The organism is Aneurinibacillus thermoaerophilus (assembly GCF_900099925.1).
Taxonomy (GTDB): Bacteria; Bacillota; Bacilli; order Aneurinibacillales; family Aneurinibacillaceae; genus Aneurinibacillus; species Aneurinibacillus thermoaerophilus.
Genome location: NZ_FNDE01000007.1, coordinates 79,235 through 92,945, shown reverse-complemented (window position 1 = coordinate 92,945; position 13,711 = coordinate 79,235). Strand labels below are relative to the sequence as shown.

12 protein-coding genes and 1 riboswitch are annotated in these 13,711 nt (G+C 46.1%); of the genes, 1 reads left to right on the top strand and 11 read right to left on the bottom strand.

Going from position 1 to position 13,711, the window contains the following annotated elements:
• Positions 1-39: 39 nt before the first annotated feature.
• The 3 genes from BLR88_RS05965 to BLR88_RS05955 all read right to left on the bottom strand — a co-directional run bounded on the left by BLR88_RS05965 (position 40) and on the right by BLR88_RS05955 (position 2,154).
• Positions 40-714 (bottom strand): TerC family protein, encoded by a 675-nt coding sequence (locus BLR88_RS05965; RefSeq protein WP_057899495.1) that lies wholly within the window; start codon positions 712-714, stop codon positions 40-42.
• A gap of 156 nt (positions 715-870) precedes the next feature.
• Complete coding sequence (locus BLR88_RS05960; protein WP_057899496.1) at positions 871-1,536, bottom strand: Crp/Fnr family transcriptional regulator; 666 nt, start codon at positions 1,534-1,536, stop codon at positions 871-873.
• 66 nt (positions 1,537-1,602) lie between these two features.
• Complete coding sequence (locus BLR88_RS05955) at positions 1,603-2,154, bottom strand: DJ-1/PfpI family protein (RefSeq protein ID WP_057899497.1); 552 nt, start codon at positions 2,152-2,154, stop codon at positions 1,603-1,605.
• A 168-nt stretch (positions 2,155-2,322) separates the two neighbouring features.
• Here BLR88_RS05955 and thpR point away from each other — a divergent pair, with 168 nt between their 5' ends.
• Positions 2,323-2,883 (top strand): RNA 2',3'-cyclic phosphodiesterase, encoded by a 561-nt coding sequence (thpR, locus tag BLR88_RS05950; RefSeq protein ID WP_091260172.1) that lies wholly within the window; start codon positions 2,323-2,325, stop codon positions 2,881-2,883.
• 207 nt (positions 2,884-3,090) lie between these two features.
• Here thpR and purU read toward each other — a convergent pair whose 3' ends face one another.
• The 8 genes from purU to BLR88_RS05910 all read right to left on the bottom strand — a co-directional run bounded on the left by purU (position 3,091) and on the right by BLR88_RS05910 (position 13,711).
• Complete coding sequence (gene purU / locus BLR88_RS05945) at positions 3,091-3,984, bottom strand: formyltetrahydrofolate deformylase (RefSeq protein ID WP_057899499.1); 894 nt, start codon at positions 3,982-3,984, stop codon at positions 3,091-3,093.
• Between the two features lie 109 nt (positions 3,985-4,093).
• On the bottom strand, positions 4,094-4,687 hold the full coding sequence (gene folE / locus BLR88_RS05940; protein WP_082706064.1) for a GTP cyclohydrolase I FolE: 594 nt from the start codon (positions 4,685-4,687) through the stop codon (positions 4,094-4,096).
• Between the two features lie 162 nt (positions 4,688-4,849).
• Positions 4,850-5,530, bottom strand: coding sequence for an ECF transporter S component (locus BLR88_RS05935; protein WP_057899501.1), 681 nt, complete (start codon positions 5,528-5,530; stop codon positions 4,850-4,852).
• Positions 5,509-7,191: an ABC transporter ATP-binding protein gene (locus BLR88_RS05930; protein WP_091260170.1), complete on the bottom strand. Its 1,683-nt coding sequence runs from the start codon at positions 7,189-7,191 to the stop codon at positions 5,509-5,511. The genes BLR88_RS05935 and BLR88_RS05930 overlap by 22 nt, the downstream gene beginning before the upstream one ends.
• A complete protein-coding gene (locus BLR88_RS05925; RefSeq protein ID WP_091260168.1) occupies positions 7,173-8,051 on the bottom strand; it encodes an energy-coupling factor transporter transmembrane component T in 879 nt (292 codons plus the stop codon). The genes BLR88_RS05930 and BLR88_RS05925 overlap by 19 nt, the downstream gene beginning before the upstream one ends.
• Complete coding sequence (locus tag BLR88_RS05920) at positions 8,048-8,836, bottom strand: DUF4430 domain-containing protein (protein ID WP_057899504.1); 789 nt, start codon at positions 8,834-8,836, stop codon at positions 8,048-8,050. The genes BLR88_RS05925 and BLR88_RS05920 overlap by 4 nt, the downstream gene beginning before the upstream one ends.
• Before the next feature lie 22 nt (positions 8,837-8,858).
• Positions 8,859-12,377, bottom strand: a complete 3,519-nt coding sequence (locus BLR88_RS05915) for an S-layer homology domain-containing protein (protein ID WP_091260166.1) — start codon at positions 12,375-12,377, stop codon at positions 8,859-8,861.
• Between the two features lie 198 nt (positions 12,378-12,575).
• Positions 12,576-12,776: riboswitch (cobalamin riboswitch) on the bottom strand.
• A gap of 125 nt (positions 12,777-12,901) precedes the next feature.
• Positions 12,902-13,711, bottom strand: coding sequence for a Cof-type HAD-IIB family hydrolase (locus BLR88_RS05910; RefSeq protein ID WP_057899506.1), 810 nt, complete (start codon positions 13,709-13,711; stop codon positions 12,902-12,904).

The window sequence follows — 13,711 nt, the reverse complement described above, 5'->3', positions numbered from 1 at the left end:
ACAGTTGAAAGAAAGGTAAATGTTGGAGCACACAACACATCAAATAATTGACTGATACAGCCGCTTCCGCCACCAGATCCCTAACCCGAGTATGACAGCAGTCAACAACAAAGGAAACAGCCAATCCAAATAATAATATACAGGAGCGATACGGTGCTGTACCGCTTCTTCTGATATAATCATCGTACCCGCCGTATAGCTAAGAATCCCGGCGCCGATATAAATCAATAACGGAACCTGATCCATCAAAGCAGCCACAGCGTTACTACCGACCATGAGTAACGGAATGCTCAGCCCCAAACCAAATAGTAACAGCATAAAGTCACCATGTGCAGCCCCTCCAACCGCCAGCACGTTGTCCAGGCTCATAACAAAATCGGCTATAATAATCGTCTGCACGGCGGTAAATAATGTATGTCCTGCTTTGATATCGGAAGTTTCTTCTCCATCACCAATCAGCAATTTAAATGCAATCCAAGCGAGCACAACGCCCCCAATTGCCTTCAGATATGGAATCAGCAGCACCCAGGTGGCAAGAGCCGTCAGAACAATGCGCAGCCCCACCGCGCCAGCCGTCCCAAAAATAACTGCTTTTTTCCGTTGAGGGGGCGGCAGTTTCCTGCTTGCCATACCGATAACAACCGCATTGTCTCCACTCAGTACAATATCGATAATAATAATATTAACAAACCTTATCCAAAACGAGACATCCATAACTCCTGTCCACCACCTTCTAGCACCCAATATATTCGGCAGACAGACAGGCTATGCCACGAAAGTAGGTAAAGTAGATAATGATGTGAAAGGAGAACCTATTTAAGATTTGCTTTCTTTATTTGCCCTTTTCTCACCGCATCCGGCTCCTTTTGCCTAAGAATGCCTAATCCAAATGCGGTGCACATTAAATTCGATGAACCCGTCTTTTTTCAATTGACTAATAATACGGCTAACCGTTTCCCGGGTCGTTCCCACCATATCAGCCAAATCCTGGTGGGTTAGCTCCATCTCCAGCGAATAACCACCCGCTTCTTCCTTGCCCTTTGACCTTGCCAGTGACAATAAGGTATTTATGATTTTTTCCTTCATGTCCCTGCTGAGAACATCAGAAAGGCGCCGCTGTAACTCAAGAATCTTAGCCTCCAACACTTGCAACAAACGAAGACAAAGAGACGGATTGCTAGTCAAAAGTGCTGTCAATTCTTTCACATTAATAAAATAAAGAGAAGCATCTTCAAGCGCTTCCGCCGTCGCTGGGTACACTCCTCCCCCAAACACGCCAACGTGTGGAAACATATCGCCTGTATGCAGTACATTCACGATTTGTTCCCTGCCATCTTCAGTTATCTTATAGACTTTGACCGTGCCTTGTTTCAGCAGATAAATGGCGGTACAAGACTTGCCTTCATAAAACAGGATGTCGCGCTTCTTTACTCTCTTATGCAACATCAAGCCAGCAATTTCTTTCCGCTCCTGCTCCGTAAGTGAAGCGAATAGGGGAACTGTGCCAAGAAAATCGCACAAAGCTTGAGCCTTCACTATTTTCCCCTCTTTTCTATCCTTAAGGAAAAATAAGGTGCCTCCCCAAAAGCGGCACCGGCTTTCCTAACGCAACAAATTAATAAACTCGCGCATGAACCCTGGCAAATCCGGCCAAGCATGACCAGACACAAGGTTTCCTTGCGTATGTAGCGTTTCTTCAATATAAGTTGCACCGCAAGCAACGACATCAGGCTTGCAAGCTGAGTAGGCTGTATATTCCCTTCCTTTCATTAAATCGGGTACAACCGAAAGCACTTGAGCCGCATGACAAATGGCACCTACCGGTTTATTGGCCTCAAAGAAGTGGCGCACAATTCGCGGTAAGTGCTCATTTAGACGAATATATTCAGGTGCTCGTCCGCCCGGAATAATCAACCCATCGTATGCGGCCGGGTCCACATCGGCAAATGCCACATGAGATTCTAAGCCATATGCCGGTTTTTCGACGTATGTCTCCATCCCTTCCACAAAATCATGGCTTACCGTTTGCAATCTCTTTACAGAAGGCGAAGCAATCGTCACTTCAAAGCCTTCTTCCAGGCAACGATAATACGGATAAAACACCTCTAGTGCCTCAACGGCATCCCCTGTTACGATTAGTACACGCTTGCTCATACAATCACCTCAAATCATATTTATGGCATTTCCAAAACCAATGCCTTATTTACCTGATAATTTTATTGATTCGACGCTGCACGCGGAATTCCTTCCCTCTCCCCGCTTATTACTCACCGTGCACCTTCACACAAAAAAGCATAAAATAGAACAAAAGGAGGAGGTTGTATGAGACTATTTACCGCGATTCAATTTAATGAAGAAACCATCCAAGAACTTTTGCGACTACAACGCGAACTAAAACGAAATGTCAAATGCCGAAAATGGCAAACGCCGCATCATATGCATTTGACCCTGCATTTTCTCGGCGAGCTTTCCAGACAACAGTCCGAACTTGTGCAGCAGGAAATGGAAGCCGTAGCCACCACATCTCCAGCCTTTTCTTTGCGCCTAGCCAAAATTGGAGCATTCCCTAATCTAACCTGGCCCCGCGTACTTTGGGCCGGGGTGCAGGAACAGACCCCCGGGTTATATGATTTGCAAAAAACATTGGCGGCGCGTTTGGCTCATCTCGGCCTTTATAAGGAAGAAAAGCGCTATCGCCCGCACATTACTTTAGCACGCGAACCAGATGCTGCTTCCTTTCCTCTTCCCATGGAAAAACTGCCTTGTGTACAAGCTATTGCTTGGACTGTGCAAGAAATTGTATTGTTTCATTCCACGCTGACACCGCAAGGTCCGATTTACCACATACTAGGAACGTATCCCTTAACAGGTATGCAATCATAAAAATAGTAAAGGGAACCTTCCGTATCATCCAGTCCTATTGCTGAATTTATTATGAGCGTTTTATTGCCTCTGCATACAAAAATGAGAAAAATGCACAAACGTTGCCTATCTTTCTCTTCCTCCGTGCCACACGCTCCACACGGAAAAAGCAACGTCTGGCAGACGCCTCGCGAAAAAAAACCCCCTATGCGGGGGCAATTCCGTTTTTTATGTAAATACAACAGTCTTGTTCTTATCTACAAGAATACGGTCTTCGATGTGCCATTTTACGGCACGGGCAAGAACGATGCGTTCGATGTGACGGCCTTCTTTCTTCAAGTCGTTCACATTGTCGCGATGGCTGACGCGGCTTACATCCTGCTCGATAATCGGTCCTGCATCAAGTTCTTCTGTTACATAATGCGCGGTCGCGCCGATAATTTTTACCCCGCGCTTGTACGCTTGATCATACGGCTTGCCACCGATAAATGCCGGCAAGAAGGAATGGTGAATATTAATAATTCGATTGCGGAAATGCTCCACCAAATACGAAGACAAAATCTGCATATAGCGTGCCAGCACGATGAAATCAACGTTTCCTTCCATTAATTCGCGCTGTTTTTTCTCCACTTCCGGCTTCGTCTCTGGCGTTACCGGCAAATAGTGATATGGAATCCCCAGCGACTCAACAAGTTCCCGCGAATCTTCATGGTTGCTGATTACCATTGTAATCTCAGCGTTCAGATCGCCTGCCTGCCAATTCCAAAGCAATTCACGCAAGCAATGATCCTCTTTAGATACAAAGATCACCATTTTTTTAGGACGATTGGCCAGCGTAATTTTCCAATTCATGCTAAATTGATCCGCCACCGTCGTAAACGCGCGGCGCAACTCGTCAACCGTTTCTTCAAGACCTTCCTTAAAAAATTCAATTCGCATAAAAAACATGCCGCCTTCCGGATCCTGCGTATACTGATCCGATTGTAAAATATTGGCGCCATTTTCATGTAAAAACTTAGAAACCGCCGCAACAATCCCCGGCCGATCCGGACACGAAATCAATATCCGGCCCACTCCTCTGTACTTCTCCTGGAACATCGTTTTTACTTTCTGTGCTACCATCTCTGTTTATCCTCCACCACTTATGTATGAATTTTATTTTCTGACTATTATACATCATTCCAAAAGCTAGGCAAAGAAAAAAGGCGGAGGCCCGCCCTTTCCAATCTTTTCATTCTTTCTCCAGCAAACGGAAGAACCGTTCTTCCTGTACGCCATTGTCTTTTTCAAAAATACCGCGGCGGGCAATGGTTCTTGTCTTGCTGCCCGGCTTTTTCACCCCGCGCATGCTCATGCACAGATGTTCGGCTTCCACCACAGCGATCGCGCCCACCGGTTCAATCACTTTTTCAAGCGTGTCCACAATTTGATTCGTAATCCGCTCCTGTACCTGCGGACGGCGTGCCAAAATCTCAACAAGACGAGCAAATTTGCTCAAGCCGACAATACGACCGTTTGGGATATAACCGATATGAACCTTTCCGAAGAAAGGAACAAAATGATGTTCGCATACACTATAAAACGGAATATCCTGCACGATCACAATATCATTTGTTCCTTCAGCTGGAAATGTCTTTCCAAGCACTTCAGCCGGATCTTCGTGAAGCCCGCTAAAAATCTCCCGATACATTTTGGCAATGCGCTTCGGTGTCTCTTGCAATCCTTCCCGTTCTGGATCTTCACCAATCAAACTGATAATATCATAAAAGTGCTTTTCAATCGGATCTGTGAAAGTTCTACTGGACTTAACTGCTTCTGCGCGCATGGCGTTCATCTCCTTGACTCATATATAGAACAGATTGAGCAGTGCCAGCGTCTGTTCTCATAGAAACACCGTATAATATTCATCTAAGAATTGCAAGCTGAAAATGTTCTCCTTCAACATGGGGATAGGCAAAGGTACATCTTATCAAAGGCACGCCTTCCATTAAAGCAAAGCATATTTTCGTCGAAAACGCAGCAAAATTTTCGTCCAGCTTGTCCCAAACACGGCAAGAAAAAACACATTGGACAAAGCATGTGCAAGATCGAAATAGAAACTCTGCGCATAAGCGACGACAACCAATTGCCAGCTGAATGCATCCGGCAGGGCAATCAAATACCATATGTTCATGATCCACCCAAACAAAAATCCCCATACGAAACCAAATGCCAGCAACCCTAGTCGCTTTTTCATCCACCACGTATCTTTGAACCAACCTGCCGTCACACCAATCATGCCCCAACAAAACATTTGCCATGGCGTCCACGGCCCCTGACCAAGAAAAACGTTAGAAATAAGAGCGGCAACCGCGCCAATGACAAATCCGGCCTCCGCACCGAAAACGAGGGCAGATACGATAATGACAAACGAAGTCGGCTGTACGCTCGGTAAAGGCGCAAAAGGGACGCGCCCAACGGCGGCGATAGCCGCTAATACGGCAAGCAGTACCAATTCCCGCGCTTCAATATGCCTCCGTTCAAACTTAGCAAAAAACGGAAGCAAAGTGACTCCAATGAATACGAAACTAAGCAATAAGTAGTGTTCGTCCGTAAACGCGGACGAAAGCGCAAGAATGGTCAAAAGGAGAACGAGACTAACCAAAATTAACCGATGAGAACGCGCCATCTGTCCATCACATCCTCATAGGTTAACGCCTCCGGCCAATACTGCCGCACTACGCGATTAATAGCGGTCGTATAAAAATAATTTTCACTGAAAAAAACAGAAGGTTCAGCTTCTGTCGTAATCGCCCCATCAAACAGCAGAGCGCAGCGGGAAGCATGGCGCGCCGCAAATTCGATATCGTGCGTAACCATTACGACCGTCATACCCTGCGCACGCAGCGTATCAAGCAGCTCAGCAAAACGCTCTTTGACCAATGGGTCCATTCCTTTCGTCGGCTCATCTACAAGCAGGATGTGTGGCCGTGATAGCAGTATCAACGCAAGGGCAACCTTTTGCTGCTGTCCCCCGCTTAAATCATGTGGATGTTTTTTCAGTACATTTTCTATTTCTAAAAGCGATAAGAGATAAGAGATTTCTTCCTCAGGTCTCTCGCTCCCCACATAATCCGCCATATACCACAACTCTTCTTCCACAGTATCATGAAGAAAATACAGGAGAGGATTTTGCGCCAAATATCCAATCATGCGATAGCGCTCCGCTTCTTTTATCTTATGAACTGAGCGGCCCCTTAGCCATATGCTACCGCGCTGCGGTACAAGCATCCCGCCCATCACTTGCAGCAGCGTCGATTTTCCCGTGCCATTCCCGCCCAAAATAGCAAGAAGCTCTTTTTCATATACAGTAAGTGTAAGCTTTTGCAAAACCGGAGGTAATTCCTGTTTATACTGAAAAGCAATATCGTGACACTCCAGGAATATATTTGAGTTACAATCAGCAACATGTGAAGCGGAAGAAGACAAAGTTGGCCTCCTTTCCGTTTCATTCATCACCGCTTGCAACCACCGTTTTCCCTCACGTACCGTTAAGGGGATCGAAGAGGATAAATCATTGCTTTGAGCGCTTAAATACAAACGGGCAACAGAAGGCAAGTAAGAAAAATACGCAGTATCCTGCCGCACTGCGATTTCCCGGCTCATTTCTTCGGGTGTTCCCTGATATTTCATTCGCCCGTGCTGTAGCATCAACACCCGATCTGCAAGCGGCAATACTTCTTCTAACCGATGTTCACACATAATGACAGTAAGCGAAAATTCATCGTTTATTTGACGAATCATTTGCAGAAACTCGCGGGATGCAACCGGATCAAGCTGGGCCGTCGGCTCATCCAGCAACAAAACACGCGGCTGTAATAAAAGGACGGACGCCAGATTTATCATTTGCTGTTGTCCACCGGAAAGTTCATGTACCGGCATATATAATAAACGTTCCAAACCAAAAAACTGCACGATTTCAGCAAGGCGCTTACGCATTACCGGAACCGAATATCCTAAATTCTCCATCGAAAAGGCAAGCTCATGCCAAACCGTATCCATCACCATTTGATTTTCTGGATTTTGCAAAACCATTCCAATTTCAGCTGCAGCTGTCATGTCATCTTGTTCCACTAATGATTTTCCATTGTATAAAATTTCTCCTGTTCGTGTTCCTACGGGCATTAGCTCCTTTTTAAAATGACGCAGTAAAGTTGTTTTCCCGCAACCGGATGGCCCGCACAGCACAATAAACTCCCCTTCCGCAACGGTAAACGAAATATCGGAAAGAGCGGCTATCTCTTCATCTGGATAGCAAAAAGTCAAGTTTTTCACTTCAAACGTTGCCACACTTTTCTCTCCTTTCCTTCTATCCACAGCGGAATGAGCAAATATATGCAAAAAACAACATAGATGACCGTTTCTGCGGGGGTCAACAGAAGATGGCCAAGTCGCGGATAAATGGGCAATACACCATAACCTATTCCCCATCCTGCTATACAAACGATACCAGTGACACCAAGCGCAAGCAGAACCGTCCAGTCCCTGCGTTCCATACGATAAGGAAAATAAAAACTGCGCTTTGCAGTGCCATATCCGCGCCCCTTCATGGAATCGGCCGTTTGCAATGCCTCTTCCAACGACCAGATTAATAGTATGTGCAGCAGCTTCATTCCATCGCGCGCCCGTTTTGCCAGAGATCCATGGTAGATAGAAACTCCCTTTGTCCGCTGAACCAGGGCAATCTGATACAGCCTGCGCCTAAGCAACGGAACGAAGCGAATCGCCATCATCGCTAACAAAGTCGTTTTCGGAGCAAAACGGGAGAAAAGATACATGAGCTTATCTGTCGTAATAACATAATGATAAGATAAAAACGCTAATAAGATGACCAACACCGACAGCATCATCGTACATCCATATACTACCGCCTCCAATGTAATCGGTCGCTCAAGAAAATAAAACAAAATGTGCACACCACGTTGTGAAAAAAGCGGATTTAATACAATCAAAGCTCCGCCAAGCACCAAATATAGCGAAAACAAGCGGCGTAATTGTTGACTCCGCTTATGCAAGACGTTCAACACAAGAAGCAACACCAGAGCGGTGAGTAAAAAAATGGGGTGAAAGAAAAGCATGGCAAATACAATGACCCCTGTATAATAAAAAAAACACGGAACGGGGTGGAAAGAGGCAAAGCCGCCGTTCATTCCAGTTTCGCCCCTAAATCCCGTCCTAAATCAACGGTATATAGCCACTCAATTTTGTCGCCGGCTTTAACCGGAAAAATACCGGCGCTTTTATTCGGAAAGACCCCGTTTACCCGGTACATCCAACCGCTTTTGCTTCCCCTGTCAAATTCGTATAGATTGTCAATTCCTTCTACGTAGGCGGTCGCTTTCACGCCCCGATATTCCATCTGAATCTTTTTCTCTCGCGTAACCCGTTTGAGCACGTCAAGTACAGTATCGCCTTCCTGAATTTCAACTTCGGTTGGCGAAAGTATCGTTCCCCGTTCCTTATCCGCTACAATAGAAAAGGAGACCATTTTTTTAGCGGGGGAGGTTTCGCTAGCCTGTTGTGCCTTTTTCGTTTTCGCATGATCGACCGTCGCTTTCGCAGCCGCTTGAACCGGTACTGTCCGTTCTGCCGCTGCGACTGCTTTCGTTGTTTCTCTTTCCTGTTTCTGAGAAGAAGCATTATTTTTTTCTTTTTCCTGTTTTTGCGGTATCGGTTTTGATTGTGATGGATGGTTCATTGCCGCAGGTTGAGCCGTTTGGGCCTGGGATTCGGATAAAGCGGGAGCCGACGCCTGTGCGGTCGGCATTTGCTCGGCCTGTTTTTGCTCTGCCTGCTGTGTTAACGCAGATGTTTCCACCGCCTTTCCGGTATTGGCTGGCGTATTGGCCGGTGCTGTGCTACAACCAACAAGCAAGCTCAGCACGATAAGAACCCGAGCCAGAAAATAGAGTTGTGTGTTTCCTTTTTTAAGCATAAAGCGCCCTCCCTTGAAACATTTATTTATTCATTTTTTCATATAATTTAATGGCAACAACAGCCGCCATTTCCCGTGTAACGGGAACGTCCGGATAAAAAGCGTCGTCCGCTCCAACCATAATCTTTTGCTCGCGAACCGCCTGTATATATGGCAAAGTCTTCCTGAACGCCCGGTCATTGTCCCGGAAGCTCGCCTGTTTCAAAGCGGGAGACAGCCCAAATGCTTTTGCAATCATAACCGCCATTTCCTGACGGGAAACAATTTGTTCAGGTTGGAAAGAAGAAGGGGTAACCCCTTGAACAATTCCTTTTTCTCTTGCTTTCATAACATAACCGTAATACCAATTTTCCGGTGTAACATCCATAAAAACTTGTTTTGCCTCAACCGCAGGCATTTCATTACGCAATTTCATCAATAACACCGTCAACTGCGCCCGTGTCATGGCCTGTTTCGGAGCAAAACGTTGTTCCACCTCGCTAACGCTTTCCATCAGGCCCTTCTCATACGCTTGATACACAGCCGCCATCGCCCAGTCAGAGATCGCCCCCTCGTCTACAAAACGCATTGGCGTTGTATCTGTGTCAAAGGTAGCCTGGGCTTGTGTTTCCGTTATTTGATAAAGCTTTTCTTTTCCTGTTAGGAACCGATCATACGCTACTAGCGCCATAAGCGCCTGCTCAGTTGCCATTTTATTGGCCGGCTGGCCGATAACATGGGCGTATCCGCCATCCGCTTGTTTAAAGCGGAATAAACTGGTCACGACATCTCCTTCCTCTTTCACAAATCTTGCATCTTTCGGATCGATTCCAACTGAAGCAAGGGCAATGATAACCTGGGAGACACTTTCGCTATTTTCATCGCCGAACAGTTTATAGCCGCCATTTTTGAGCTGAACCTCAGAAAGCCATTGTACCGCTTTGTCAACCGCCTGTTTTACGTCTTTTTTCTCTAAATATGAAGACAAGGCAGTAATGGCCATCGCTGTAATATCGACATTGCTTTCCTCTCCTTTTACAAGCGGAAAACCACCATTTGGATTCTGCTGCTGCACCAACCAGTCGATCAACGTATTTCTTGTCCATCTGGCATGATTAGGAATTTCGTATTTACCGCTATCAAAAGCTAACAGCGCGAAAATCGGCCCATTTGTTCCCTGAATGGTCATATGCTCATGATTGTAAATTTTCTCGATTAAATTGTAACCGCCGATGCTGGCTGGATTCCCTCCTGCTGCTTTCACGGCTAGGGCAATGCGCTCATAATCGGTTACTTTGCGAAATTGTCCATTTTTCTCTCTAAGCATTTTTTCGATGGAGGCAAGATAGCCCGGAGGGAGCTTGCGGCCAGCGCGGGCCAGCGCGAACGCTTCCCATTCAGTAAGATTACCATCGCTTGCGTTTGCGAGAATTCGTTTACAAAGAGATTCAATCTCCACATCCAACGATGGAATGGACTGTGCTGTCTTCTCTACTTTGCTGCGATCGATCACCGCAAATTTTGTGAAATGATCCACTTTTCCGATAATAATACCTGTTTTCGCATCCAATACTGCGGGGATCGGAATCCACTCATTTTTCTGCTCGTCCAGCCATGCCAATACAAGAGCGTGTAATTGCTCCGTTTCGATAGGAATTTTTATCATAATGTATATCGATTTGTTAAACTTCGTACCATCCGGCCCGAAATCATATATCCCAGAGACAAGCTCCGGACGTTGAACCATCTGTTCGGTAATCGTGAGCGAAGTTGTTTTGGATAAAGCTTGCGCTGGAACGATGAGTTGTACTTCATCCATATTATCTTTAATTACGCTTTCGACAGCGGCTGAAACGGACTGTTGTAACGATACCGTATGATTAGCCAACGATTGCTTTATCTGCTCCGCTTGCCTGGCATCCATTCTTTCGGCAGCATTTAGCACAACCGTCGTTGTGGCCACTTTGCTTATCGGCTGTGTATTATTCGGCGTAAGACCAATACGGTTAAGTTCATTTTCAACATGCGCCGGAATGGAAAATGTTCCATCTTTGTACGTATCCTCAAGAAAATACGCACCTAAATCCTTGCCGAGATCAAGCGTATAGCGCCAGGCTACAACATCCCCATCTTCTAACATATAAATGCCTGCACTGTAATTGGGAAACCAGCCGTTAACCGAATACATCCAACCGCTCTGCGGACCGCGATCAAACTCCCCCAGCCCATCAATGGCTTCTACGTACAGCGTCGCCCCGGAACCGCGAGATTCTACTTTATTGCCTAACATACGCCGGAGAACGGTATAGGCTGTGTCCCCCTCCTTCAGCTCTACCGACTGAGCAGGCAAAATGACGCCGCGCTGACTATCCCCGATTACGGATAGCGTAATTGTTTTTTTTACAGGAACAGGTGTATTCGGGGGCGTTCCTCCTTCAGGCGGTGTTGATCCATCGGGAAGCGGCGACCCTGGTTCCGTTGGAGGTTTTTCCGATGTTGGTGGTGAAGGCTGAGCCGCGAAGCGATAAAGCGGAGATTTCCCCTTCGTAAATAAATCATATGCTACCAGCGCCTGCAACGCTTGTTCCGTAGCCATCCTATCCGTTTTTCCGCCCGCTACATGGACAAAGCCTCCGTCCGACTGCCGGTATGAAAGCAAATGATGCAACAAATTTTTTCCTGATTTTGTGAAAGCGGCTGAAGTCGGGTCTATGCCATTCGCGGTTAAAGCGATAATCACCTGGGCTGTAGTCTCGCTCGGCTCCGTTACGTCCCCCAAAAAACGAAATGTGTATCCGCCCGTTTCATTTTGTTGAGCCGATAAATAAGCAACCGCCTTATCAACAACCGTTTGCACTTCAGGACGGTTTTTGTATGGCGCAAGAGAGGTCAGCGCCATCGCCGTTATATCGAGATTGCTTTCGGCTCCGGGCGAAAGCGGCCAACTTCCGTCCGCATATTGATGTTGCACAATGTAAGCAATAAGCTTCTCGCGATTCCATTGCGCATCTTCAGGCGTTTTGTAATCTCCGCAGTCAAGGGCGATTAAAGCAAAAATCGGTCCGTTGAGCCCTTGGTTTGTCATGCGAGAATTGTTGTAAATTTTTTCGATGAAGTTATAGCCGGCGATTGCGGTCGGATCACCGCCTACCGCTTTGACCGCTAAAGCAATTCGTTCATAGTCGGTTACTTTACGGTACTGTCCTTTTGCGGCCGCGACCTCCCGTTCTATGCTTTCGAGATAGCTTGCCGGAACCGCTTGTCCAGCGCGCGCAAGCCCGATTGCTTCCCATTCAGATAGTTGATTATGGCTCAGGGCATACTGACTCGCTGTCTGAATCGCCTCTTCAATGCCAACAGAATGGCCAGTAGACTGCTCTTGTACGGTTACTGTATCAGGAGTTACTGTAGTATCGCTCCCCAAATCTCCTCTTATTTTTGGTACAATAGAAGCATAAGCCGGCTTCGGTTGAAACCAAGAAAACCCTAACACTGTAGAAATAAAAAGAAAGAAGATCGTGAATAAAGCAAAATACTTTTTCCATGTATTTCTGAAACCCATTTTCTCATTACCCCCTTCGCTCTTAAAGAAATGTCAATGCACAATAACAAACAAAGCCACCCTTATACAAGGGTGGCCTCACATACAATGAAATGTTGCAATAACAAACAATGGAACAATACAAGAAAAAAAGCATACAAAAGCCCAGCTGTATTGTACACTGTTGTCGTTTCTTTATTCTCACCCCCCGAAGAATCAGAAACATCTTAGAGAAAGGCAGGTCTCCTGGCTCATGGATCATCGCTTCTCCATACCTTCCCATTTCATCACAGAAACAGTGGCGTATATTGCTGGAGTCACTCCCCATTTACAGTGGCGGGACCGCGTCGGATTTGCACCGTTCTTCCCTTTTAAGCAAAAAGCACACAGGCAATTTGCACCTTTCCCCGCTCTTTATTCAATTTTTATTCTTATGATACTGTCTCGACGCTTTTTTGTCTATAATATTTTAACATTTCAAGAAAAAATTTGTATAGAATGCATATTTTCTCAACATGAACAGCGAAACGATACGAAGGAAGTCTTTATACGCAGTTTTTCATCCCGAACACAAGACGCTGCAAGGCTTCCGCCACGCCGCTTTCATTATTAGAGGCGACGATCAGGTCGGCTTTTTCTTTTACGTCCTCCGGTGCGTTAGCCACAGCTACTCCAATTCCCGCCATAGTAATCATATCAAGGTCGTTATAATAATTACCGATAGCGATCGTATCGGCCAGCGAAATATTTAAATATTCGGCAAGGTTACTTAGCGCCGCGCCTTTGGAAGTCGCTTTATCAATAATATCGATATAAGACGGACCACTGCGGAGCGTCCGCACCGGCAAATTCATCGCAGCAAATTCATCGTACGCTTTGTTAAGCTGTTCATCGGTGCCAAATAAAGTGAATTTAACCAGCTTATCCTCCACGGTTAACATATCCTGAATGAGTTTTGGCTGTGCGAGGTATTTTGCGTACATCCGTTGCACGTCTTCGCGCTCCATGCTTTCCGTATACATATCAAATGCGGTGCAAAAGTCCATGTGAATATTTTCCCTGCGACAGTACTCCACCACACCTCTCAATGATTGCATAGAAAAACCGTTTTCCTGCAGAATTTCTTTCGTTTTGGAGTGTGTAGTAACCGCGCCGTTATGACAAATAAAATAACCGTGAATGCCGATTTCTTCAAGAATCGGAAGCACGCTGACAGGCGCGCGCCCGGAACAAAGCACAATTTGTACTCCTTCCTCTTCCGCTGCTCGCAACGCCTTTTTGTTTTTTTCTGTAATCCGGTAGTCGTCTGTAAGTAGCGTTCCGTCGATGTCAATTGCAGCTAGTTTGTATGCCAT